Source organism: Streptosporangium sp. H13245 (assembly GCF_055690525.1).
Window position 1 is genome coordinate 172,321 of sequence record NZ_JBSZKT010000003.1, and the last position, 23,147, is coordinate 195,467.

26 protein-coding genes are annotated in these 23,147 nt (G+C 73.6%); 7 read left to right on the forward strand and 19 right to left on the reverse strand.

What is annotated here, in order from left to right:
* Nucleotides 1–101: 101 nt before the first annotated feature.
* From ACW9TB_RS07650 to ACW9TB_RS07685, 8 genes are all read right to left on the reverse strand, one after another.
* Nucleotides 102–566 carry a (2Fe-2S)-binding protein gene (locus ACW9TB_RS07650; protein WP_472747227.1) on the reverse strand — a complete coding sequence of 155 codons (465 nt, stop codon included), beginning with the start codon at nucleotides 564–566 and terminating at the stop codon, nucleotides 102–104.
* Nucleotides 563–1,447 carry an FAD binding domain-containing protein gene (locus ACW9TB_RS07655; RefSeq protein ID WP_472747228.1) on the reverse strand — a complete coding sequence of 295 codons (885 nt, stop codon included), beginning with the start codon at nucleotides 1,445–1,447 and terminating at the stop codon, nucleotides 563–565. Before ACW9TB_RS07655 ends, ACW9TB_RS07650 begins: the two co-directional genes overlap by 4 nt.
* Complete coding sequence (locus ACW9TB_RS07660) at nucleotides 1,444–3,900, reverse strand: xanthine dehydrogenase family protein molybdopterin-binding subunit (protein WP_472747229.1); 2,457 nt, start codon at nucleotides 3,898–3,900, stop codon at nucleotides 1,444–1,446. The genes ACW9TB_RS07655 and ACW9TB_RS07660 overlap by 4 nt, the downstream gene beginning before the upstream one ends.
* 330 nt (nucleotides 3,901–4,230) lie before the next feature.
* A complete protein-coding gene (locus ACW9TB_RS07665) occupies nucleotides 4,231–4,791 on the reverse strand; it encodes an OmpA family protein (RefSeq protein ID WP_472747230.1) in 561 nt (186 codons plus the stop codon).
* On the reverse strand, nucleotides 4,775–5,416 hold the full coding sequence (locus ACW9TB_RS07670; protein ID WP_472747231.1) for a hypothetical protein: 642 nt from the start codon (nucleotides 5,414–5,416) through the stop codon (nucleotides 4,775–4,777). The genes ACW9TB_RS07665 and ACW9TB_RS07670 overlap by 17 nt, the downstream gene beginning before the upstream one ends.
* A gap of 112 nt (nucleotides 5,417–5,528) precedes the next feature.
* Nucleotides 5,529–8,378, reverse strand: a complete 2,850-nt coding sequence (locus ACW9TB_RS07675) for an AfsR/SARP family transcriptional regulator (protein WP_472747232.1) — start codon at nucleotides 8,376–8,378, stop codon at nucleotides 5,529–5,531.
* The gene (locus tag ACW9TB_RS07680; protein ID WP_472747579.1) at nucleotides 8,375–10,330 is read right to left on the reverse strand and encodes a serine/threonine-protein kinase; all 1,956 of its coding nucleotides are present in this window, start codon (nucleotides 10,328–10,330) and stop codon (nucleotides 8,375–8,377) included. Before ACW9TB_RS07680 ends, ACW9TB_RS07675 begins: the two co-directional genes overlap by 4 nt.
* Before the next feature lie 124 nt (nucleotides 10,331–10,454).
* A complete protein-coding gene (locus ACW9TB_RS07685) occupies nucleotides 10,455–11,096 on the reverse strand; it encodes a cysteine hydrolase family protein (RefSeq protein WP_472747233.1) in 642 nt (213 codons plus the stop codon).
* Between the two features lie 72 nt (nucleotides 11,097–11,168).
* Between ACW9TB_RS07685 and ACW9TB_RS07690 the strand changes: the two genes are divergently transcribed.
* A complete protein-coding gene (locus ACW9TB_RS07690; protein ID WP_472747234.1) occupies nucleotides 11,169–11,378 on the forward strand; it encodes a TOBE domain-containing protein in 210 nt (69 codons plus the stop codon).
* Between the two features lie 36 nt (nucleotides 11,379–11,414).
* Here ACW9TB_RS07690 and ACW9TB_RS07695 read toward each other — a convergent pair whose 3' ends face one another.
* Nucleotides 11,415–12,002: a molybdopterin-dependent oxidoreductase gene (locus ACW9TB_RS07695; RefSeq protein ID WP_472747235.1), complete on the reverse strand. Its 588-nt coding sequence runs from the start codon at nucleotides 12,000–12,002 to the stop codon at nucleotides 11,415–11,417.
* 108 nt (nucleotides 12,003–12,110) lie between these two features.
* On the opposite strand from ACW9TB_RS07695, the gene ACW9TB_RS07700 reads away from it, so the two are divergent.
* The 4 genes from ACW9TB_RS07700 to ACW9TB_RS07715 are packed head-to-tail and all read left to right on the forward strand — an operon-like array spanning nucleotide 12,111 to nucleotide 13,846.
* Nucleotides 12,111–12,521 carry a TOBE domain-containing protein gene (locus tag ACW9TB_RS07700; protein ID WP_472747236.1) on the forward strand — a complete coding sequence of 137 codons (411 nt, stop codon included), beginning with the start codon at nucleotides 12,111–12,113 and terminating at the stop codon, nucleotides 12,519–12,521.
* An 11-nt stretch (nucleotides 12,522–12,532) separates the two neighbouring features.
* Nucleotides 12,533–13,342, forward strand: a complete 810-nt coding sequence (modA, locus tag ACW9TB_RS07705) for a molybdate ABC transporter substrate-binding protein (RefSeq protein WP_472747237.1) — start codon at nucleotides 12,533–12,535, stop codon at nucleotides 13,340–13,342.
* Nucleotides 13,343–13,349: 7 nt separating this feature from the next.
* Complete coding sequence (locus tag ACW9TB_RS07710; protein ID WP_472747238.1) at nucleotides 13,350–13,589, forward strand: hypothetical protein; 240 nt, start codon at nucleotides 13,350–13,352, stop codon at nucleotides 13,587–13,589.
* Nucleotides 13,586–13,846, forward strand: a complete 261-nt coding sequence (locus ACW9TB_RS07715; RefSeq protein ID WP_472747239.1) for a hypothetical protein — start codon at nucleotides 13,586–13,588, stop codon at nucleotides 13,844–13,846. The genes ACW9TB_RS07710 and ACW9TB_RS07715 overlap by 4 nt, the downstream gene beginning before the upstream one ends.
* Nucleotides 13,847–13,848: 2 nt before the next feature.
* On the opposite strand, the gene ACW9TB_RS07720 is transcribed toward ACW9TB_RS07715, so the two are convergent.
* From ACW9TB_RS07720 to hisD, 9 genes are all read right to left on the reverse strand, one after another.
* The gene (locus ACW9TB_RS07720) at nucleotides 13,849–14,343 is read right to left on the reverse strand and encodes a molybdopterin-binding protein (RefSeq protein WP_472747240.1); all 495 of its coding nucleotides are present in this window, start codon (nucleotides 14,341–14,343) and stop codon (nucleotides 13,849–13,851) included.
* A gap of 174 nt (nucleotides 14,344–14,517) precedes the next feature.
* Nucleotides 14,518–15,288, reverse strand: coding sequence for an imidazole glycerol phosphate synthase subunit HisF (gene hisF / locus ACW9TB_RS07725; RefSeq protein ID WP_472747241.1), 771 nt, complete (start codon nucleotides 15,286–15,288; stop codon nucleotides 14,518–14,520).
* Between the two features lie 11 nt (nucleotides 15,289–15,299).
* Nucleotides 15,300–16,022 (reverse strand): bifunctional 1-(5-phosphoribosyl)-5-((5-phosphoribosylamino)methylideneamino)imidazole-4-carboxamide isomerase/phosphoribosylanthranilate isomerase PriA, encoded by a 723-nt coding sequence (gene priA, locus ACW9TB_RS07730; RefSeq protein WP_472747242.1) that lies wholly within the window; start codon nucleotides 16,020–16,022, stop codon nucleotides 15,300–15,302.
* A gap of 4 nt (nucleotides 16,023–16,026) precedes the next feature.
* On the reverse strand, nucleotides 16,027–16,368 hold the full coding sequence (locus tag ACW9TB_RS07735; RefSeq protein ID WP_472747243.1) for a hypothetical protein: 342 nt from the start codon (nucleotides 16,366–16,368) through the stop codon (nucleotides 16,027–16,029).
* A gap of 45 nt (nucleotides 16,369–16,413) precedes the next feature.
* The gene (hisH, locus tag ACW9TB_RS07740; protein ID WP_472747244.1) at nucleotides 16,414–17,049 is read right to left on the reverse strand and encodes an imidazole glycerol phosphate synthase subunit HisH; all 636 of its coding nucleotides are present in this window, start codon (nucleotides 17,047–17,049) and stop codon (nucleotides 16,414–16,416) included.
* Nucleotides 17,043–17,198 (reverse strand): hypothetical protein, encoded by a 156-nt coding sequence (locus ACW9TB_RS07745; protein WP_472747245.1) that lies wholly within the window; start codon nucleotides 17,196–17,198, stop codon nucleotides 17,043–17,045. Before ACW9TB_RS07745 ends, hisH begins: the two co-directional genes overlap by 7 nt.
* 27 nt (nucleotides 17,199–17,225) lie before the next feature.
* The gene (gene hisB / locus ACW9TB_RS07750; RefSeq protein ID WP_472747580.1) at nucleotides 17,226–17,819 is read right to left on the reverse strand and encodes an imidazoleglycerol-phosphate dehydratase HisB; all 594 of its coding nucleotides are present in this window, start codon (nucleotides 17,817–17,819) and stop codon (nucleotides 17,226–17,228) included.
* Nucleotides 17,820–17,851: 32 nt separating this feature from the next.
* Nucleotides 17,852–18,922, reverse strand: coding sequence for a histidinol-phosphate transaminase (locus tag ACW9TB_RS07755; RefSeq protein ID WP_472747246.1), 1,071 nt, complete (start codon nucleotides 18,920–18,922; stop codon nucleotides 17,852–17,854).
* A 103-nt stretch (nucleotides 18,923–19,025) separates the two neighbouring features.
* The gene (gene hisD / locus ACW9TB_RS07760; protein ID WP_472747247.1) at nucleotides 19,026–20,333 is read right to left on the reverse strand and encodes a histidinol dehydrogenase; all 1,308 of its coding nucleotides are present in this window, start codon (nucleotides 20,331–20,333) and stop codon (nucleotides 19,026–19,028) included.
* A 99-nt stretch (nucleotides 20,334–20,432) separates the two neighbouring features.
* Here hisD and ybaK point away from each other — a divergent pair, with 99 nt between their 5' ends.
* Together ybaK and ACW9TB_RS07770 are read left to right on the forward strand one after the other, a co-directional pair.
* A complete protein-coding gene (gene ybaK, locus ACW9TB_RS07765) occupies nucleotides 20,433–20,933 on the forward strand; it encodes a Cys-tRNA(Pro) deacylase (RefSeq protein ID WP_472747248.1) in 501 nt (166 codons plus the stop codon).
* A 114-nt stretch (nucleotides 20,934–21,047) separates the two neighbouring features.
* A complete protein-coding gene (locus ACW9TB_RS07770; protein WP_472747249.1) occupies nucleotides 21,048–22,436 on the forward strand; it encodes an amidase in 1,389 nt (462 codons plus the stop codon).
* A 131-nt stretch (nucleotides 22,437–22,567) separates the two neighbouring features.
* Here the strand turns inward: ACW9TB_RS07770 and ACW9TB_RS07775 are convergent, their stop codons facing one another.
* Nucleotides 22,568–23,131: a hypothetical protein gene (locus ACW9TB_RS07775; protein ID WP_472747250.1), complete on the reverse strand. Its 564-nt coding sequence runs from the start codon at nucleotides 23,129–23,131 to the stop codon at nucleotides 22,568–22,570.
* Nucleotides 23,132–23,147 lie beyond the last annotated feature (16 nt).

Below are 23,147 nucleotides of genomic sequence, written 5' to 3' on the forward strand. Positions count from 1 at the left end.
GAACGGATCTTCTCCAGGTCGTGGTGATCACGACTGTCTTGGTGCGTGATCGTAAGGTCGTTTGTGGCAGCAGACGAGACAGAGGACGACGCGACCGGTTCTCACCTCGCCGCGGCGCGCGTGATCGCGCGGCGGATCGGTTCGTAGCCGGTGCAGCGGCACAGGTTGGAGGTGAGCAGCTCCCGCAGCCGTTCCGGGTCGTTGGCGATCGCGGGGTCGGACTCCAGCGCGGCGGCGGCGAGCATGAGGAAGCCCGGGGTGCAGAAGCCGCACTGCAGCGCGTGCTCGGCGGAGAAGGCCGTCTGGAGCGGATGCGGCTCGCCGCCGGGGCCGGTGAGTCCCTCCACCGTACGTATCGGGCGACCGTCGCACTGCACGGCCAGCATGAGGCACGACCGCACCGCCCTGCCGTCCACCACGACCGTGCACGCGCCGCACACGCCCTGCTCGCAGCCCAGGTGCGTACCGGTCAGGCCGCAGTCCTCGCGCAGCACGTCGCCGAGGACGCGCCGGGGTTCCACGTCCAGGCTGTACGCCTGGCCGTTCACGGTGAGCGTGATGTTCATCGGCGGGCCTCCTCGTGGTCGGCGTACGCCCGGCGCAGCGCCCGGCCGACGAGGACGGCGACGACGTGCCGCCGGTACTCGACGTCGGCGTACGGCTGGGCGACGGGGTCGGCGTCGTCCTCGGCGGCGAGCCGCCCGGCACGGCCGAACGGGTCGCCGTCGAGCGGCGACGCCCCGGTCAGCGACCGCTCGGCCGCGTGGGCCCGCACCGGCCGGTCGGCGGCGTTGGCGAGCCCGACGCGGGCCTCGGTGATCACCCCGTCGAGCACGGTCAGGGCCGCTACCACCGCGACCTGCGCGAAGCTGGCGTGCGTACGGCGGTGCTCGGCGAAGGCGACCCCGGTGCCGTCCCCGAGCAGGGGGAACCGTACGGCGGTGATCATCTCCTGTGGCAGGCGCGCGGTCCGGTGGGGACCGAGGAAGTAGTCCCCGGCCCCGACCACACGCGTACCGCCGGGTCCCCGCAGCTCGATGCCCGCGTCCAGGGCGACGGCGACGGCGCCCCACTCGGCGGCGGGGTGCGCCCAGGCCAGGCTGCCCGCCACGGTGCCGAGGGCGCGGATCGGCGGGTGCGCGATGTTGACGGCGACGAGCGGGAGCAACCTGCCGAGCGGTCCCGGCGCGGCCCGGGGCGACTCGAAGGCGTCGTGCCTGACCAGCGCCCCGGCTCGCAGGGCGCCGCCGTCCACCCACAGCCGGTCGAGGCCGCGGACGCCGTTGATGTCCACCACCAGGTCGGGGCGGGCGCGCCGATAGTGCATCTCCAGGATCAGGCTCTGGCCTCCGGCGAGTATCGCCGCCCGCTCCCCGGCACCGGCGAGGGCGGCCACCGCCTCGTCCACGGTGCCCGGCGCGAGGTAGTCGAACGCGGCGGGCTTCACCGATCCTCCGCCGCCGCCGAACCGGCCCCCGGACCAGAGCCCGAAGTCCCCGCCTCCAAGGCACCCCCCGAACCAGAGTCCGAAGTCCCCGCCTCCGAGACACCCCCCGAACCAAAGCCCAAGGTTCCCGCCTCCGAGACACCCCCCGGACCAGAGTCCGAAGTCCCCGTCTCCGGAACGTCCCCCGAGGTCGGGCCCGAGGCGCGGGCGGCCCGCCACACCACGTCCGGGGTGAGCGGCATCCGCAGCAGGTCCGGGTCGGTGACCCCCAGCGCGTCGGCCACCGCGTTCACAATGGCCGGAGGGGTGCCGATGCACCCCGACTCCCCGGCGCCCTTGGCGCCCAGCGCCGTCCACGGCGTCGGCGTGGTGGTCTCCCTCACCTCCACCGGTGGCATCTCCGTGAACGTCGGCAGCAGGTAGTCCAGCAGCCCGTACGGCAGCACCGGCACCCCGGCCTCGTCGTAGGGCACCCCCTCGTACAGCGCCTGGCCGATCCCCTGCGCGATCGACCCCCTGGCCTGCCCGGCGACCACCGCGGGATTGAGCATCACCCCGCAGTCGTCCACCGCGACCAGCCGCAGTATCCGTACGGTGCCCAGGTCCGGGTCGACCTCGACGACGGCGGCGTGGGTGCCGAACGGGAACGCCATGTCCGTCTCGAACCGGTCGTCCACGCGGAGCGGCCCGGTGGCCGCGACCAGCCCGCCGAGGTCCAGGGTGCGGGACCCGTCCCGGCGGAGGCTCAGCACGCCTTTCGACCAGACGACCTCGCCGACCGGCAGCCGCCACAGCCGCGCGGCGCGTTCCCTGGCCCGGTCGATCAGCGTGACGGCCGCGCGCCGCAGGACCGGACCGCCCACCTGCGCCGAGCGGCTGGCATACGAGCCCACGCCGTCGGCCAGCTCGTCGGTGTCCCCCTCCGCGAACCGGACCCGCGACTCGTCCAGGCCGAGGGTGGTGGCCACCAGCGAGGCGAAGGTCGTCTCGTGGCTCTGCCCGGTGGAGGCGGTGCCGCAGCGGGCGGTCACCGTGCCGTCCGGGCACACCTCGACGCTGCCGAACTCGTGGAGGGAGCCCTTCTCGCCCCCGGAGCGTTCCACGTAGCAGGACAGCCCGATGCCGAGGGGCGCGGCGGCCGGATCCGCCCGGCGCCGGGCCCGCTCGGCTCGCCACCCGTCGTACTCCAGGGTCTTCAGCGCCAGGTCGAGCGCCGCCGCGTAGTTCCCGCTGTCGTAGCGCCGCCCGGTGGGGGTCTCGTACGGGAAGCGTTCCGGCGGGATGAGGTTGCGGCGGCGCAGCTCCGCCGGGTCCATGCCCAGCCGCCCGGCCAGCACGTCCATCGACCTCTCCAGCGCGAACGTCGCCTCCGGCCGCCCGGCGCCACGGTAGGGGTAGGTCGGCATCGTGGTGGTCAGCACCGAGCGGAGGGTGGCGTGCACCAGGGGCGTGGTGTAGACGCCGGTGGCCATCCGGACGGTCTGCATCGGCAGCCCCGCCCCGATGTGCGGGTAGGCCCCCACGTCGGCGTCGATCCTCAGCTCGTACGCGAGCAGGTGTCCCTCGGCGTCGGCGGCGAGCCGGACCCGCTGGTCCTGTCCCCGGCCCCGGGTCGCGGCCAGCAGCGACTCGGCGCGGTCCTCGATCCACCGGATCGGCAGGCCCGTCGTCAGGGCGAGGAAGGCGACGGTGACGTACTCCGGGAAGGTCGCGCTCTTCGACCCGAACGCGCCGCCGCTGTCGGGGGTCACCACCCGGATCGCTCTCACCGGCCGGTCCAGCGCCTCGGCCAGTTCGCGGCGAAGCCGGTGCGGCGCCTGGTGGGAGCACCACACGGTCAGCCGGTCCCCCTCGGGGACGGCGAGGAACGCCCGGCACTCCATGGGCGAGGGCAGCAGCAGTTGCTGGCGGTAGCGCGCCTCGACGACCACCGTCGCGTCGCGCCAGACGGCCTCGTCGATCGGGGTCCCCGCCGACTCCTCCAGCGCCACGTTCCGCAGCCCGTCGAACAGGGAGACCGGGCCGTCCAGCGCCTCGGCGGCCGACACCATCGGCGGGAGCGGGTCTATCCGGGCGACGACCTCGGCGGCACCGTCCTCGGCGCGGTAGCGGTCGTCCCCGACGACGACGGCGACCGCCTCACCGGCGTAGCGGACCCGGTCGGCGACCAGGGACGGCCACTCGTGCCCGGCCACCGCGTCCCGCGCCGACAGCCCCGCCAGCACCGTGAAGGGAACCGGCGGCAGGCCCGGCAGGTCGGCGGCCGACCAGGCGCCCCGTACCCCGGGAACCCGGCGGGCGGGAGCGCAGTCCACCTCGCGCAGGCGGCCGTGCGCGACGGGGCTCCGGACGAACGCGGCGTCCAGGCAGCCCGGTACCACGATGTCGGCGACGTACCGGCCGTGCCCGGTGAGCAGCCGCGCGTCCTCCCGCCTCGCCCAGACCTGCGCCACGACGTCCCCCGAACCCTGGATTCAGCCTTCCCCTCTCCCTTCCCCGCTACTACGCATAGCACTCATATAGTCATAAATCGGATATTTCGTGATTTCGAGGCAGGCTGCCCACGCGACGGGACACCACCACCCGGAAGATCGGCGACAACGAACGCGCGCCGACCGGGCGGGAGACGGGTGGACGGGTGGAGCCCGGCATGGCCTCGGAGATCATCCTCCGGCAGTGAGGATGAGTCCCGGTATGGCCCCGGGGACCACCTCCTGGTCGTGGAAACGACTCCCGGCATGGCCTCGGAGGTCACTCCTGGTGGTGAAGGCGAGCCCCGGAGGTCACTCCCTGGCGGTGAAGACGATCTCCACTCGCCGGTTCTTCGCCCGGTTCTCCTCCAGTGGACGCCCCTCGACGACGTTGGGCACCCGGGGCCGCCTCTCGCCGAAGCCCTCGACCTGGAAGGTCACGCCCGCCAGCGCCCCCTGGAGGGCCTGCCGTACGGCCTGCGCCCGTCTGAGCGACAGCGCGGCGTTGTAGGCGTCGGCGCCCTGGTCGTCGGTGTGCCCTTCGATCCTGACCGTCCCGCCCGCGGAGTCCGCCCGGACCTTCGCGGCGACCCCTGCCAGCCGCTGCCGCGCCCGTGGCGTCAGCACGGCCTTGTCGAGCGCGAACAGCACGTCGCTGGTGAGCGCCACGGTGACCTGCTCGCCCTGCCGCGACTCGCTCTCGGCACCGTCGAGCGACTCCACCTCGGCGACGATGTCCTCGACGGGAGCGATGACGTCCTCCACCCGGGCCGTGACGTCGCCGCCCGGATCGGCCCACGCGGCCGTCGCGGGGCCCGCGACCAGCGCGAGCCCGAGTGTCAGGATCGCGAGGCGCTCAGGAGACCGGGACATCGCTGAACACACCCAGCACCCTGAGATCCACGTTGATCTTCGTGACGTCCGGCGGCGGGGCGGCGAACGTGGCGTGCAGGGACAGCACCTCACCGGGCTTGGTGAACACGTCGTACTTGGAACACAGGCACTCGGCGTCGGGATGCTTCCCGGTGCGCGCGACGACGTACCGCTTGCCGTTGACCGGGTCGATCAGGCTGACCCCGGCCACGGTCAGGCCGAGACCGCCCGGAGTGTCGCCCATGTCGCTGCTCATCTGCCAATTCTCGTCACTGTTGTTGGTGATCGTCCAGGTCAGCGTGGCCAGCCGGTCCTGGCGTCTGAGGCCGTTGATCTCCACGGTCAGGTCGGCGCCACTCGCCTTGACCTCCCTGCGGGCGATCACCCGCTCCCGCTCGGCGGGCACGTTCTCCGTGGACTCCGTGGGGTCCGCGGCCTCCGTCGCCCTCACGGTGGACACGGGGTCGGTCTCCTTCGCGGCGGCCTCGGGCTTCGCGGAATCCGCGGCCTCCAGCGTCACCCGCTCCTCCCCGCCGCCGCCCTGCTGCCCGGGAAGCATCCCGCAGCCGCTCAGCGTGGCCGCCAGCACCAGCGCGACCGCCCCCGGCGTGATCCCTCTTCGCATCGCTTCCCCCTTCACCCGTTATGGATCCTTCACCCGTCGTGGATCCTTCGCCCGTCGTGGACCGCGTTGGGCCCGACCGTAGGCGGGCCACCTTCAGAACCCGCATAGCGCGCTATACGCGCAGGCCACGGCGCCGCGACGCCTCATGGGCGAGTTCCTCGGCCTCGGCGAGACCGTGCCGGTCGCCGAGAACGTCAAACTCTCCCACAGCATCCGATAGAGCATCAACAGCCCCATCCACCTCATCAAGATCTAAAAGGGCTGCCGCCAGGGTCAGCAGCGCCCGCCCGGCACCCCGGCGGTCCGCGTACTCGCGGAACGTCCCCAGCGCCTCCTCGACGGCCCCGCGGGCGGTGTCCGGACGGCCCTCCGCCAGGGCCACCCTGGCCAGCAGCACCAGTCCCGCGGCCTCGGGGAGCCGGTCCCCCAGGCGCCTGACCAGGCCGAGACCGCGTTCGGCCCGCTCACGCGCCTCGGAGGGGCGCCGCAGTTCCAGGTAGAGCCCGGCGAGGTCGAGCGAGACGGCCGCCTCGCCGCGCGGATCGCCCAGCTCGCGGTAGGCCGCGAGGCTCCCGTGCAGCAGGTCCTCGGCCTGCCGCGACCCGCCGAGGGCACGCAGCGCGTCGGCCCTGCCGCGCCGGTCCCCCGCCGCCGAGAACGCGGCCAGGCAGGCCACGAAGCAGGCCTCCGCCTCCGGCCGCCGTCCCTGGGCGAGGCGCACCAGCCCGAGCCGGTGCCGGGTACGGGCCACCTCGTGCGCCTCGGTGAGCGGAAGCGCCCGCCCGAGGGCGTCGGCGGCCTCCTCCAGGCGGCCTTCCGTACGGCACAGGTCGGCCAGGGAGCGCAGCAGCAGCGCCTCACCGTGGCGGTGGCCCGCGCGCCGCGCGGCCCGCAGGCCGGACTCCACGACCGCGCGCCAGTCCTCGCGGTGCGCGCCCAGCTCGAAGAAGGGGGTCAGGTAGAAGGCCAGCAGCCAGGTCGCCTCGTCCAGACCGGCCCGCCGGAGGTCGGCGACGGTCGCGACCAGGAACCCCCGCTCGGCGGCCAGCCAGCGGGCCGAGTTCCTGAGCCGCGCGGTGTCCAGGTCCGCGACCTGCTCCGCCGTACGGGCCAGGGTCTGGCCGGAACCCGGCTCGGCGGGCAGGAGCAGCGCCCTGGCCCGCCGGGCGCGGTCGAGGATCTCCCCGGTGGCCGCGGCGAGGACCCGGGCGGGCGGCCCCTCCTCGGCGGCCAGGCGCTCGGCGGCGTAGAGCCTGGTCAGGTCGTGCCAGTCGTACCTCTCCTGGCCGCTCGCGTCGAGCCCGCGCGCCCGCAGCAGGCCCGCCTCGGCCAGCGCCTCCAGCAGCCGGTCGGCGGGCTCGCCGAGAACGGCGGTGGCCGCCCACGGGGCGACGTGGGGCGCGGACAGCGCGCCGAGACGGCGCAGCAGCAGGCGTTCGCGATCCGAGAGCGCGCGGTAGCCGAGCGCCAGGCTGCCGCGTACGGCCAGGTCTCCCGCGCTGAGCTCGTCGAGGCGGCCGCGCTCGTCCTCAAGGCGTCCCGCCAGGTGCTCCAGCGTCCAGCTCGGCCGCCGCGCGAGCCTGGACCCGGCGATCCTGAGCGCGAGCGGCAGCCCGCCGCACAGCACCGCGATCCGCGCGGCGGCCCTCGGCTCGGCCCGCACCCGCGACTCCCCCGCCACCCGCGCCAGCATCTCCACGGACTCGTCCGTGTCGAACACGCCCAGCTCGAAGGCGCGTGCCGCCTCCAGGCCCGACAGCGGCGAGCGGCTGGTCACCAGCGTCAGGCAGCCGGGCCCCGCGGGCAGCAGCGGGCGTACCTGGGCCTCGTCGGCCGCGTCGTCCAGCACCACCAGCAGCCGGCGCCCGCTCACCATGCTGCGGTAGAGACGCGTCCGCTCGGCCAGGTCGGCGGGCACCGCCCCCTCCGGGCAGCCGAGCGAGCGCAGCAGGTCCTCCAGCACCGCGCCCGGCGTCCTGGTACCGAGCGAGGCGTGCAGCCGCCCGCCGGGGAGGTCGAGCCCGCCCGCCGCGTGGACCGCCACCGCGGACTTGCCCGTCCCCGCCGGACCGTGCAGCACCAGGTGGACGGGCGCGGCCCCGGCGGCGGGCACGGAGCCGCGGATCCAGTCCAGTACGCCCTCGCGCCCGGTGAAGTCGGCGACGTCGGGCGGCGTCTCGTTCGGCACGGCCCGCGCGGGAGCCGTCTCGTCCGGCCCGACGGCCCGCGCGGGGGCGCCCCCCGCCAGCACCCGCTCGTGCGCCTCCCGCAGCTCGGGGCCGGGCTCAAGGCCGAGCTCGCCGACGAGCAGCCGCCGCGCCTCCCGGTAGGCGTCCAGCGCCTCCGACCTGCGCCCCGCCTGGCCGAGCGCCAGTACGAGCTGCGCCCACGCCCGCTCCCGCAGGGGGTGCGAGGCCACGAGCGCGCGCAGCTCCCCCGTCACCTCCGCGCCACGGCCGAGCGCCACGTCCAGCTCGACGCGCTCCTCAAGCGCGGTCAGCCGCAGCTCCTCCAGCGGCACGGCGTACGCCCGCCGCAGTTCGGCCGAGTCGACACCGTCCAGCGCGGGTCCCCGCCACAGCGCCAGGGCGGCGCGCAGCTCGTCGGCCGCCTCTGCGGTCCTGCCCGCGTCCCTGGCCCGGCGGCCCGCGGTCACCAGGCGCTCGAACCGGTGCGCGTCCACCCGGTCGGGATCGACGTCGAGAAGGTAGCCGCCGGGCACGGTACGGATCCCGTCGACCACCTTGCGCAGCGCGCTCACGTACACCCGCAGCACCGGTTCCGCCGAGGCGGGCGGCTCGTCGCCCCACACCTCGGCGATCAGCCGGTCGACGGTCAGCGTCCGTCCCGGCCTCAGCAGCAGGGCGGTCAGGAGCGCGCGATGCTTGGCGGGGCCTGGCGTCAGGTCACGCTCGCCGTCGACGACCCGCAGCGTCCCCAGCACACCGAACCGCACGGTCATCCCTCCGCCGGATGGGCCTCGAACGAGCGGAACCCGACCCGGACGGGCGTGGCCGCGTCCGGCGCCGCGTGGACGCCGACGGCCCCCGGGCCGTAGGGGTTGTCGGCGTCGGTGACCTCCCCCACCGGTTCCTCGTTGAGCCACATGCCGAGGACGACCCGCTCGCCCCGCTGCGCGCACCGGGCGACGACGCGGTTGTCGGCCGACTTCATCATCCGTACGGGCTCTCGCAGGAGGACGCCCCGCCCGTCGCGCCGCTTGGTGATCGAGGCCTCGCCCGAGGCGGTGACCGTGAACTCGTAGCGGTCGCCGGTGCCCGCGTCGCCACGGCACCACACGCCGAACTCCCCTGACCCCTTCTCCAGCCGCATCCTGGCGCTGACCACGACACCTCCGGCCGACCCCTCGGAGAAGGGCGCCGACTTCCACAGCCGCCATCCGGGATTGGCGGTCAGCAGGTAGGTCTCACCGTCCAGCTCGGTCCTGCCGCCGTTGGACGCGCCGACGGCCCAGGACTCGGCGAAGCCCGCTCGGTAGGACGACGCGGGCGCGCCGAGACCGCTGTAGAGGACCCACCCGCCCCCCAGGACCGCCGCGAGCACGACGAGCACGACGGCGCCCGCGATCCACGGCCTCCGCCGTTTGTTCGCGACCACCCCACCGGACGCGGGCACGACGGGCTTCCCGGACACGACCGGTCCACCGAGCACGGCGGGATCCACGGACGCGACGGGTCCCCCGGACACGACCGGTCCACCGAGCAGAGCGGGCCCGCCGGACATGACCGGTCCACCGGGCACAGCCCGTCCACCGGACATGGCCGCTCCACCGGACATGGCCCGTCCACCGGGCACAGCCGGTCCGCCGGACATGGCCGCTCCACCGGACGCGGCGGGCCCCCAGGTCGCAGCGGGGCCGTCGGACACGACCGGTTTCCCGGGCATGGCCGATCCTTCGAACACGGCCCGTTCCCCGGCCGCTCCCCCGGGCACCGTGGACTCCCCGGACACGGCCGCTCCGCCGAGCGGGACCGGTCCACCGACCGCGACGGGCCTCCCGGCCTCGGCGGGTCCTTCGAACGCGACCCGTTCCCCGGGCGCACCCCGTTCCCCGGACGTTCCCGGCCCTCCGTCACCGCCCGCCCAGGCGCGCTCGACGACCTGACTGGCCGTCGCCGGGGTCGGACGGCCGCCGACCAGCTCGTCCAGCAACCGCTGGGCGCTCGGCCGCCGCGCGGGATCCTTGGCCATGGCGCCCTCGACGACGGCGCGCACGCTCTCGTCGAGGCCCTCCAGGTTCGGCCCGTCGTTGACGATCCGGTAGAGAACCTCGGACGGCGAGCCGCCGCCGAACGGCAACCGCCCCGTGCCCGCGAACGCGATCACCCCGCCCCACGCGTAGACGTCGGCCGCGGGCGTCAGCGGCTCGCCGCGCACCTGCTCGGGGGCCATGAACGCGGGCGTGCCCAGGATCGCCTGGCTGGCCAGGCTCTGGGTGTCGACGAGCTGCGCGATGCCGAAGTCGATCACGCGTGGGCCGAGGGGCGACAGCAGCACGTTCGACGGTTTCAGGTCGCGGTGGATCACCCCCGCCCCGTGGATCGCGTGGAGCGCGGTGGCGATCCCGACCGCGAGCGCCTCCAGGTTGGCGCCGGTCAGCGGCCCCTGCTCGCGGACGGCCTGCGCCAGGTCGGGTCCCCTGACGTACTCGGTGACGAGGTAGGCGACGCCGTTCTCGACCCCGGCGTCCAGGACGGGGGCGGTGCAGAACCTGGCCACCCTGCGCGCCGCGGCCACCTCGCGGTCGAAGCGCCGCCGGAAGGCCGGGTCGCGGGCCAGCTGCGGATGGATCACCTTCACCGCGGCCAGGCCCCCCGTCGGGGTCGCGGCGAGGTGCACCACGCCCATGCCACCCCGGCCCAGCTCACGTCTGAGCGCGTAGCCGCCGATCATGTTCACCGGAGTCACCCTATGCCGTCAAACCCCCGCACACCGGCATCTTGTACACCAAAAAGCTCAGTCCCGGGCCGCTTCCGCCCGGCGACACGGGAGCGTCCGGCGAGACGCGGAGACGACGTCAGTGGGTGGCGGCGATGATCTCCTGGGTGGTCAGCAGCTGTACGCCGATGCGGGAGACCTCCCGCAGCCCCTGCTCGCTGCCCTGTGACAGGGCGTCGGTGGCCAGCGCGATCCGGTAGTCGCGTTCGCTGGCCTCGACGACGCTGGCTCGCGGGCAGTTGGGGAAGTTGCAACCGGCGAAGACGATCGTGTCGACGCCGAGCCGGTCGAGCAGTTCCTTGAGCGGGGTGCGGTAGAACGCTCCCCAGCGCGGCTTGAAGACGGCGTACTCCAGCGAACCGAGCTCCTGCGGTTTCCCCGCCAGCAACAGCGCGCTGTCCAGCTCCGGTGCCTGCTCGGGCGCCAGCCCGGGGGCCAGCAGGCTGCCGGGCGAGCCGGGGGCCACGATGCGCGCCCCGTCGGCGAGCAGGGTGCGCCGGACCAGGTCGGCGTCGGCGCCGCCCGGCTCGTACAGGCGCACGACGTGCACGATCGGCAGCCGGGCGGCGCGGAAGGCCCCGGTCAGGCGCCGCAGCGCGGGAAGGATCTCCGTGGTTCCGGCCACGCCGTGCGGGCTCTCCGACAGGAAGTCGCGCTGCACGTCGATGGTGACCAGCGCCGAGCTGTGCCAGCGCGGCACCAGATGCCGGTCGGTGCTCAATCGTTCTCCAGGGGGTGGCGTGCCGGGGTAGGGGGCAGGTGACACATGATGTCGATCGGGAGAGTGGTTGTCATGCGGTTGAGCGCGCGTAACAAGATTCCGGCGAGGGTCACCTCCGTGACCCACGGTGAGGCGACGGCGAACGTGGAACTGGACGCCGGTGGGGTACGGCTGGTGGCCTCGATCACCACCGAGGCCGCGCGGGAGCTGGACCTGTCGCCGGGCAGTGAGGTGATCGCGGTGATCAAGGCCTCCGACCTGATCCTGGCGGTACCGGACTGAAAAACCCGGGGACTGGAAGGCCGTCCGGCCCGGTGTTCAGCTGCGGTCGACGAGGGCGTCGACGTCGCCGACGTGCAGGTGGACGACGCCGCTGACGTACCGGCCGCCCTTGACGTCTCCGGGGACGACCAGCCGGGGCCCCTGGGAGTCCAGGGCGGCGCCGTCCTGGCTCACGGCAAGCAGCACCTTCTCACCGGAGAAGGCCGGGTCGAGCTCCGCGAAGGAGACGATCGCGCGGTAGCCGTCGGATCCGGTGGCGGCGACGAAGAAGCGCAACTGGTCGTTCTTGGTCCCGGCGTCAAGGCGGGGCCCGGTCAGGGCGAGCACGTCACCCAGCAGGGGCCCGGTGAAGGTGTGCCTCTCGGTGCCGCGCGAGCTCTGGTAGCGCACCCGTACCGTGTGCTGGGGCAGGGAGCGCAGCCGTGCCGGGGTGAACGAGCGCGGGTGGGCGACGTCCCCGCGGACCTTCACCGCGGGGGCGGCGCTCGGGGACCGGTGTGCCGTGGCGGCGCCGGTGTGGGTGTCGGCGGCCGCGGTGCCGGTCGCACCGGCGGTGAGCGGCACCGTCGTGGCCAGCAGCAGGGCGGCGACGAGACTCCGGTGCCGGTGCGTACGCGTGGACATGAACGCTCTCCCGTCTCTCAGGTGCGATGCGTAACGAGTAGATCATGCCGTGATTGCCAGGGAACCCGGCTCTTGATGCCGGAATATGCGACGGTATCGTGATGGTTCGTGACGACGTTTCGGATCAGCGAGGCCGCCGCGCTGCTGGGGGTGAGCCCCGACACCGCCCGCCGATGGGTGGACGCCGGACGGCTCCCGGCCCGGCGCGACGAGCACGGTCACCGGACGGTGGCCGGAGCGGACCTGGCGGCGTTCGCGCGCACCCAGGTCGCGGCCGAGCACGGCTTCGGATACTCCTCGGCGCGCAACCGCTTCCGCGGGATCGTGACCGCGGTGATCAAGGACGCGGTGATGGCCCAGGTGGAGATCGCCGCGGGGCCGTACCGGGTGGTGTCGCTGATGAGCCGCCAGGCAACCGATGAGCTGGGCCTGGAGGTGGGGGTGGTGGCGATCGCCGTGATCAAGTCCACCAGCGTCGTCGTGGAGATCGCCGATCCCGCTCGCGCAGCGAGCCAGTAAGGAGCCCCGTGTTGTTCAGGCGTATTTCCCGGTGGGCCGTCGCGCTCCCCCTCGCCCTCACCCTGGCCGGCCTGTCAGGCTGCGGCTCCAGCACCCCGGCCACCCCGGCGGCCTCCGCGCCCCCGGCCTCACCGGCGGCCTCGGACGCCGCCACGACGCTGACGGTGCTCGCCGCCGCGTCGCTGACCGGCACGTTCACCGAGCTGGGCAAGACCTTCGAGGCCGCGCACCCGGGCACGACGGTACGGTTCAGCTTCGGCTCCAGCGCCACCCTGGCCCAGCAGATCGTCCAGGGCGCCCCGGCCGACGTCTTCGCCGCCGCCAGCCCCGCCACCATGAAGACCGTCACCGACGCCTCCCTGGCCACGGCCCCGACCACGTTCGTGCGCAACACCCTGCAGATCGCCGTCCCTGCCGACAACCCCGCCAAGGTCGACGACCTCAAGGATCTGACCGACCCGAAGGTCAAGGTCGCCCTGTGCGCCGAGCAGGTGCCCTGCGGCGCCGCCGCGGTCAAGGCACTGGACGCCGCCGGGCTCAAGGTCACCCCCGTCACCCTGGAGCAGGACGTCAAGGCCACGCTGACCAAGGTCGAACTCGGCGAGGTCGACGCCGCCCTCGTCTACAAGACCGACGTCATCGCCTCCGCGGGCAAGGTCCAGGGCATCGACTTCCCCGAGGCGGAGAAGGCCATCAACGACTACCCCATCGCGGTCCTGTCCGGCGCCCCCGCCCCCGAGGCGGCCAAGCAGTTCGTCGACCTCGTGCTGTCACAGCAGGGCAAGGACGTGCTGACCAAGGCCGGCTTCCAGGCCCCCTGAGACGGCGATGACATCCGTCGTGCCGACGGGCCCGGGAGGCGCACAGCGCCCCCCGGGCCCGTCCCGCTGCCCGACCGGCGGCGTGGTCGGCCGTACGGTCAGTCGTGCGACCGGCAGCGTGGTTGGCCGTACGGTCAGCCGGGTGGCCAGCGGTGCGACCGGCGACGTGGTCAGCCGTGCGACCGGCGGTGTGAGCGACCGTACGGTCGGCGGCTCGGTCGGCGGTGCGACGGGCGGCCCGCCATGACCGCGAGTCCGCCGCGCAACGCCATCTGCCTGGGCGGTCCCTGCCACGGCATGCTCACCCACATCGACCAGGACATCGGCACCCTCACCGTGCCCGTCCCGCGCCGCTCGCCGGAAGAGCCCGAGACCGTCGCCCGCTACCGCATCACCCGCGAACGGGTGCACCACCCCTGCCGCGCCGAGCCGTTCATCGCCCTGCACTGGGCCGACCCCGCCGAGCCGCCCGGCCCGCCCTGCCCGTGCGGATGCTCCCGCTAGGCTCACCGGAGCGCGGGACCCCACAGGCGCGCGTCCGCGCAGATCCGGATCTCGACGACCTCGCTGATGTGCCGCCCCCCGCACCGGTCCCCGGGCACCACCAGGTGCGGCCCGCGCGCGTCGAGGTCGTCGTCGTCCATCCGGACGCCCACCAGCACCGGGACATCCCCGAACTCCGGGTCGATCTCCCCCCACGACAGCACCGCGTGGTGGCCGTCGCGCCCCAGCACCGACACCAGGAACCGCAGCCGGTCCTTGCGCTCGGAGGCGTCGAAGACCGGTCCGGCCGCGCGGGCCACGTCCAGGAGCAGGGGGCCGGTGAACCGGTGGTGCCGCGTCCCCGACGTGCGGCAGGCGAAGCCCACCTCCACCGTCCGCTGCGGCAGGGCCCGCAGGTCGGCCATGCTCAGCAGCCCCGGAACGGACAGGTCGCCCGACAGTCGCAGCCACCCACCGGCGAAGACACGATCGGGGACGTCGATCGACGTGGGCCGCATCAGCCCTCCCTCACCCGCGATCAGGCACCCGTGATCAGGTCATGGGCATGGATCTTTACCGCAGCATTCCCGTCCCATGTCTCGATCACACGCATATGCGAGGTTCAGGCAACACAACTGTGGCAGATACGAGAGCCGTCCAAGCCTTTCTCCCGCATCCGCGCCCGTACGAGGTCAGCGAACCGGATGCCCCGCCCCCCGCAGCGCCTCCTTGACATCACCGATCTTGAGCTGCCCGAAGTGGAACACCGACGCCGCCAGCACCGCGTCCGCCCCCGCCTCGACCGCGGGAGGGAAGTCCTCGACGGAACCGGCCCCGCCGCTGGCGATGACCGGAACCGACACCGCGGCCCGTACGGCCCGGATCATCTCCAGGTCGTAGCCGTCGCGGGTGCCGTCACCGTCCATGGAGTTGAGCAGGATCTCACCGACCCCGAGCTCCTCGCCCCGCCGGGCCCACTCCACCGCGTCGATGCCGGTACCCCGGCGACCGCCGTGCGTGGTCACCTCGAAACCGGACGGCGTCGGCGGGCCGTCGACGACCCGGCGGGCGTCCACCGACAGCACGATGCACTGCGCCCCGTAGCGCCGGGACGCCTCGGTCAGCAGCTCGGGCCGGGCGATCGCCGCCGTGTTCAGGCCCACCTTGTCGGCACCGGCCCGCAGCAGCCTGTCGACGTCCTCGACCGAGCGCACTCCCCCGCCCACGGTCAGCGGGATGAACACCTGCTCGGCCGTCCGGCTGACCACGTCGTACATCGTCGACCGGTCGGAGCTGGAGGCCGTGATGTCCAGGAACGTCAGCTCGTCGGCCCCCTCCGCGTCGTAGCGGCGGGCCAGCTCGACCGGGTCGCCCGCGTCACGGAGGTTCTCGAAGTTGACGCCCTTGACCACCCGCCCGGCGTCCACGTCCAGGCAGGGAATCACTCGTACCGCGACGGTCATCTGCGGCCCCCTCACGAGCTCACGGCGGCGAGGGCGTCTTCGAGGGTGAAGGCCTGCGCGTACAGCGCCTTGCCCACGATGGCCCCCTCGACGCCGATCGGGACCAGCGAGGCCAGGGCGCGCAGGTCGTCCAGGGACGACACGCCGCCGCTGGCGACCACCGGCTTGTCGGTACGGGAGCAGACCTCACGGAGCAGGTCGAGGTTGGGGCCGCGCAGCGTGCCGTCCTTGGTGACGTCGGTGACGACGTAGCGGGGACAGCCGTCGCCCTCCAGCCGGGCGAGCACCTCCCACAGGTCGCCGCCCTCCTGGGTCCAGCCACGGGCGGCCAGGGTCGTCCCCCGCACGTCCAGCCCGATCGCGATCCGGTCACCGTACTCAGCGATGATCTTGGAGCACCAGGCGGGGTTCTCCAGCGCCGCGGTGCCGATGTTCACCCGGCGGCAGCCGGTGGCCAGCGCGATCTCCAGGGAGGCGTCGTCGCGGATGCCGCCGGACATCTCCACCTTGACGTCGAGCGCGCCGACCACGGTGGCGAGCAGCTCGCGGTTGCTGCCCCGGCCGAAGGCCGCGTCGAGGTCGACCAGATGGATCCACTCGGCACCGGCCTCCTGCCAGGCGAGCGCCGCGGACAGGGGATCGCCGTACGACGTCTCGGTGCCGGCCGCGCCCTGGACCAGGCGGACCGCCTGACCGTCGGCGACGTCCACGGCGGGGAGCAGCTCAAGCGACATCTGTTCAGGACCTCCGGTCGAAGACAAGCGTGATGAAAAGCGGTACGAACAGCAGAGAGATGACAAGCGCCCCGAACCGCGCCGCCCACGAGGACCACAGCAGCCAGACGATCACCTGGACGATCAGGAACAGCACCACCGCGACACCGTTCTGCGCCCGGCGGCGGCGGGCCATGATGCCGCCCTGGGACACGATGCGCACGGGCCTGCCGGGCAGCAGCGCGACCATCCTGCCGACCCGCTCGCGCCGCCGCGCCAGCCGCGCCTCCCGCTCGGCGCGCAGCGCCGCCTGGCGGGCCTGCTCGGCCTCCCGCTCGGCCCTGCGCCTGGCCCGCTCCTTGCTCATCGAGGACTCACCGGGCACTCCCCGCGAATGCCGAAGGTCGCGAGATCACGTGACGGTCCCGAGCCAGTTCGTGAGCAGCTGCGCACCGGCGTCGCCCGACTTCTCCGGGTGGAACTGGGTGGCCGCCAGCGGGCCGTTCTCCACCGCCGCGACGAACGGCACACCGTGCTCGGCCCAGGTCACCAGCGGATCGGCGAACCCCGGCCCCGCCTGGAGCTCCCAGGAGCGCACACCGTACGAGTGCACGAAGTAGAAGCGCGTGGCGGCGTCGAGCCCGGCGAACAGCGCGGTCTCCGCGGGCGCCTTGACCGTGTTCCAGCCCATGTGGGGCAGGACCGGGGCCTCCAGGCGCTCCACCGTGCCCGGCCACTCCCCGCAGCCCTCGGTCGTGACGCCGTGCTCGACGCCCGTCTCGAAGAGGATCTGCATGCCGACGCAGATGCCGAGGACCGGCCGCCCCGCCGACAGGCGCCGCCCGATGATCCGCTCACCGCGCACGGCGCGCAGCCCCGCCATGCACGCGGCGAACGCCCCCACCCCCGGCACGACGAGGCCGTCGGCCTCCATCGCCGTCTCGTAGTCGGCCGTCACCGTGACGTCCGCGCCGACCCTGGCCAGCGCGCGCTCCGCGGAACGCAGGTTGCCCGAGCCGTAGTCGAGAACGGCCACCTTCTTCACCACCAGATCACCGCCACCGTGGTCGCCAGGGCAGCGAGGGCGGCGAGCAGCACCGCACCCATCTTCAGACCCTGTTTGAGGAACGAGACGATCCCGCCGACGAGGAAGAGGGCCACGAAGGCCATCGCGACGGCCGACCAGTTGTCACTCACCGGACGCCCTCCCCGCGCGGGAGACGGTCACAGCACGCCCTTCGTGCTGGGCACCCCGGTGGCGCGCGGGTCACGCTCGGAGGCCGCCCGCAGCGCCCTGGCCAGGGCCTTGAACTGCGCCTCCACGATGTGGTGGGCGTTGCGGCCGTACGGGACGCGCACGTGCAGGCAGATCGCGGCCTGGGCGACGAACGACTCCAGGATGTGCCTGGTCATCGTCGTGTCGTAGTCGGGCCCGATCATGGGGGCCATGCCCTCGGGCTCGCTGTGCACCAGGTAGGGGCGGCCCGACAGGTCGACCGTGACCTCCGCGAGCGACTCGTCCAGCGGGCAGGACGCGTTACCGAACCTCCGCAGGCCCGACTTGTCGCCCAAAGCCTCGCGGAACGCCGCGCCCAGCGCGAGCGAGGTGTCCTCGATCGTGTGGTGGGCGTCGATGTGCAGGTCACCCTCGGTCTTCACGGTCAGGTCGAACAGCCCGTGCTTGCCGAGCTGGTTCAGCATGTGGTCGAAGAACCCGACACCGGTGGCCACCTCGACGTTCCCGGTGCCGTCGAGGTCGACCTCGACCAGCACCGAGGTCTCCTTGGTGACGCGCTCGACGCGACCGCGACGCGGCACGTCCGCGATGCCGGTGCCGCCAGTGATGCTGCTCACAGGATCTCCTCCAGGGCGGCGCGGAACGCCGCCATCTCCTCGGACGTACCAATCGAAACTCTCAGCCACCCGGGCGGGCCCACCTCGCGGATCAGCACCCCGCGATCCAGCAGGCCCCGCCACACCGCGTGCCTGTCCTCGAAGAGCCCGAACAGCACGAAGTTGGCGTCCGAGTCGGCGACCGTCAGCCCCCGGCCGCGCAGCCACCCCACCGTGGCGTCCCGCTCGGCCCGCAGCGCGTCGACGGCACCGAGCAGCTCGGCGCCGTGGGCGAGCGCGACCCGCGCCGCCGTCTGGGTGAGCGTGGACAGGTGGTACGGCAGCCGGACCAGCAGCAACGCCTCGACCACCGCCGGGTGCGCGGCGAGGTAACCGAGCCGGGTCCCGGCCATGGCGAACGCCTTGGACATCGTCCGCGTGACGATCAGCCGGGGATTGTCCGGCAGCAGGGTCAGCGCCGACGGGGTGCCGGTGCGGGCGAACTCGAAGTAGGCCTCGTCCACCACCACCATGCCCGGCGCCGCCTCGACGATCGCGGCGATCACCTCCGGGGCCAGGGCGGTGCCGGTCGGGTTGTTGGGCGACGTCAGGAAGACGACGTCGGGCCGGTGCTCCTCGATCGCGGCGACGGCCTTGCCCGGGTCGATCCCGAAGTCGTCCTCACGCGCCCCGGAGATCCACTCGGTCGAGACGCCGGTGGTGATGATCGGATGCATCGAGTACGAGGGCTCGAAGCCCATCGCGACCCGGCCGTGCCCGCCGAAGGCCTGCAGGATCTGCTGGAGCACCTCGTTGGAGCCGTTGGCCGCCCAGACCTGCTCCACGGCCAGGCCGTGCCCCAGGTACGCGGCCAGCTCCCCGCGCAGGGCGAGCGCGTCGCGGTCGGGGTAGCGGTTCAGCTCGGCCGCGTGGGCGCGTACGGCCTCGGCCAGGTCGGCGACGAGCGACGCGGAGGGCCCGTAGGGGTTCTCGTTGGTGTTGAGCCTGACCGGGACGTCGATCTGGGGAGCACCGTACGGCGTGCGCCCCCGGAGGTCGTCACGGATCGGCAGATCTTCAAGCCTCACGCCGGGATCCCCCCGTCGAATCGAGCACGGACATCCCCGGTGAGCACGGGCGGGAAGGCCCTCATGATCGCCGCGCGCCCGGTGAGCACGGGCCGGGAGGTCCTCACGAGGGCACCTCCCAGTCGAAACGGGCGCGAATCGCCGCGCCGTGTGCCGGGAGGTCCTCGGTGTCGGCCAGCACGCACACGTGGGCGGCGGCACCGGCGAGGGCCTCTCGGCTGTAGTCGACGACGTGGATGCCGCGCAGGAACGTCTGCACCGACAGCCCCGAGGAGTGGCAGGCACAGCCGCCGGTGGGCAGCACGTGGTTGGAACCGGCCATGTAGTCGCCGAGCGAGACCGGCGCGTAGGAGCCGACGAAGATCGCTCCGGCGTTGCGCACCCGGGCGGCCAGCGCGTGCGCCCCGGCGGCGTGGATCTCCAGGTGCTCCGCGGCGTACGCGTCGACGACCCGCAGCCCGGACTCCATGTCGTCGACCAGCAGGACGCCCGACTGGCGCCCCGACAGGGCCTCGGTGATCCGCTCCGCGTGCTTGGTCGCGGCGACCTGGCGGGGCAGCTCCCGCTCGACGGCCTCCGCCAGCTCCACCGAGTCGGTGACGAGCACGGCGGCGGCGATCGTGTCGTGCTCGGCCTGGCTGATCAGGTCGGCGGCGACGTGCACCGGGTCGGCCGTGGAGTCGGCGAGGATCGCGATCTCGGTGGGACCGGCCTCGGAGTCGATGCCGATGCGCCCCTTGAGCAGGCGCTTGGCGGCGGCCACCCAGATGTTGCCGGGGCCGGTGACCATGGCGACCGGCGGGCACTCCTCGGTGCCGTACGCGAACATCGCCACCGCCTGGGCGCCGCCGACCGCGTAGACCTCGTCCACGCCGAGCAGCGCGCACGCCGCCAGGATGGCCGGGTGCGGCAGCCCGCCGAACTCGCGCTGCGCGGGCGAGGAGACCGCCAGGGAGGCCACCCCCGCCTCCTGGGCGGGAACGACGTTCATGACCACGCTGGAGGGATAGACGGCCCGGCCACCGGGGACGTACAGCCCCACGCGGTCGACGGGCACCCAGCGCTCGGTGACGGTGCCGCCGGGCACGACCTGGGTGGTGACGTCGGCGCGGCGCTGGTCGCGGTGGACGAGGCGGGCGCGGCGGATCGACTCCTCCAGCGCCGCCCTGACCTTCGGGTCGAGCCGCTCCAGCGCCCCGGTGATCGCCTCGGCGGGAACGCGGGTGGACCCCAGCTCGACACCGTCGAACCTGGCGGTCAGCTCGCGCACGGCGGCGACCCCGCGATGACGCACGTCCTCGCAGATGGGCCGCACCTTCTCCAGGGCGGCTTCGACGTCGAGGTCGGCGCGGGGCAGCACGTCGCGAAGGTCCTCGGGCAGGGACCCTCGCAGGTCGGTACGCGAAATCACCCGTTCAGTCTACGGAGGTCCGCCACCCGATATCGTCCCGTCCACTATCCGGACGGCTCCTTTACTATGTAGATTTTAATCAGCCGCTACGCTTCCCCCGTGAGCAAGAGCAAGAACAAGGGCGGCCAGGGAACCCCCGCGACGGTGGCCCTGACGCAGGCCAAGGTCGATTTCACCCTGCACCCCTACGAGCACGACGCGAACGCGAACGCCTACGGCGAGGAGGCCGCCGACGCCCTCGGGGTGCCGTACGGGCGGATCTTCAAAACGCTCGTGGCCGAGGTGGAGAGCGGGCTGGCCGTCGCGGTGGTGCCGGTGGCGGGCAAACTCGACCTGAAGGCGTTCGCGGCGGCGCTGGGGAGCAAGCGGGCGGCGATGGCCGACGCGGCCAAGGTCGAGCGGGTCACCGGCTACGTGGTCGGCGGCATCAGCCCCCTCGGGCAGCGCAAGCGCCTGCCGACCGTGGTCGACGCCTCCGCGCTCGGCTTCGCGACGGTCTACTTCTCCGCCGGGCGGCGCGGGCTGCAGATCGAGACCGACCCGTCGGAGCTGGTACGCCTCACCCAGGCCGTCACCGCCCCCATCGGCAAGGCCGACTGAGACCCCTACCGGGTGTCGTGGTCCTGTCGAAGATTGCCGACGCGGCGCGCGGCGGCGTTCGGCCAGACTCGACAGGAAAGACACCAGGGGATACCAGGGGACATCGGGGGCAAGATGCACTACCTGACCGCTACCGAGATGATCGAGCTGCTGCGGACCAGGCAGGTCAGCGCGGTGGAGCTGCTCGACGCGCACCTGCGGCGGATCGAGGAGGTCAACCCGGAGGTCAACGCGATCGTCACGCTGGTGGCCGAGCGTGCCAGGCGGGAGGCCGAGGAGGCCGACCGGGACCTGGCCCGGGGCCGGTGGCGGGGGCCGCTGCACGGGCTGCCGGTCGCGCACAAGGACCTGGCCGACACCGCGGGGATCCGCACCACGTACGGCTCGCCGATCTTCACCGACCACGTCCCCTTCGCCGACGCGCCGATCGTGCGGCGGATGCGCGAGGCCGGGGCGATCACGGTCGGCAAGACCAACACCCCGGAGTTCGGCACCGGCTCGCACACCGTGAACGAGATCTTCGGCGCCACCCGCAACCCCTACGACCTGTCGAGGTCGGCCGGGGGCAGCAGCGGCGGGGCCGCGGCGGCGCTGGCGACCGGCATGGTGGCGCTGGCCGACGGCTCCGACATGGGCGGCTCGCTGCGCAACCCCGCCTCCTTCTGCAACGTGGCCGGGCTGCGGCCCACCCCGGGGCGGATCCCCTCGCCGTCGCCCGTCGCGGCCTGGTTCACCCTCGGCGTCCCGGGGCCGATGGCCCGTACCGCCGAGGACCTGGCGCTGCTGATGAGCGCGGTGGCGGGGTTCGACGCCGCCTCCCCTCTGTCGATCACCGAGAGCGGCTCCGTCTTCGCCGGGCCGCTGGACCTCGACCTGACCGGGGTGCGCGTCGCCTGGAGCCCCGACCTGGGCGGGCTGCCGGTCGACGCGGAGACGGCCGTGGTCACCGCGGACGCCCCCGCCGCGCTCGCGAAGCTGGGCGCGCGGGTGGAACGGGTGGATCTGGACCTGTCCGCCGCCGAGGACGCCTTCCGGATCTACCGGGCGTGGTACTACGCGCTGTCCTTCGGCGACCTGCCGCAGGAGAGCCTGGGGGCGAACGTGCGCTGGAACGTCGAGCGGGGCCGCGAGGTGACGGGCGCCGACCTGGCCCGCGCGGAGCGGCTGCGCAGCGGCCTCTACCGGCGGATGAGCGCCTTCTTCGACACCTACGACTTCCTGGTCGCGCCGGTCAGCCAGGTGCCGCCGTTCCCGGTGGACGACCCGTACGTCTCGGAGATCAATGGGGAGGCGCTGCCCGACTATCTGGCGTGGATGCGCTCGGCGTACTGGGTGAGCGTGCTGCACGCCCCGGCGGCGTCGGTACCGTGCGGGTTCACCCCCGGCGGGCTGCCGGTGGGCGTGCAGATCGTCGGGCGCCCCTTCGCCGACCTGGCGGTGCTGCGGCTGGCCCACGCGTTCGAGCGCGCCACCGGCCACGGCTCGCGCAGACCGCCCCTCTGACCGCGCCCACCCCGGCCCACCCCGGCCCGTGCCCCGGTCACGACACCGCACGTCACCGAAAACGACGGCCCCCGGCCCGCGTTCACGACACCGCACGCCGCCGGGGTCGCGCGGATCAAGACCGCGCCGCGCTACCGGTCGCCGGTCCGGTCGCTGATGTCGTACGACGACAGCGGCCCGTAGGGATCGTTCCCGCCGAAAGGGTGGCGCAGCGGCGAGTCGCGGTAGCCCGCGATGCCCTCCAGGGCGAAGAAGAGACCGGCGGCCAGGGTCGGCCACGCGAACAGCACCCCCCTGGCGGTCAGCGCCAGCGGCCCCGCGGTCAGCGACGCGGACGTCCCCGACGCGGTGACGCTCACGGCGCCGAGGTTCACCGCCTCCCCCACCAGCAGCGCCAGGTACGCGCCGAGCAGGCCGCCCCCGGCCAGGCCCACCACCACCGGCAGCGGGCGGCCCCCGCGCGACACGCTGTAGCCGACGGCCCCGCAGGCGAGCCCGAGCGCGCCGGTGATCACGGCGAACCAGCCGTCGGCGGCGATCAGCGCCTGCGTGGAGGGATCGGCCAGCAGCGGCCCCCGGCCCGTCACGACGTACGGGGGACGCGGCGCGGCCAGCGACCACAGGATCCCGGCGATCACCCCGATCAGCGCGAGCACCAGCACGGTGATCACAAAATCACGTACGCCGCGCACCATGATTCCCTCACCCTCT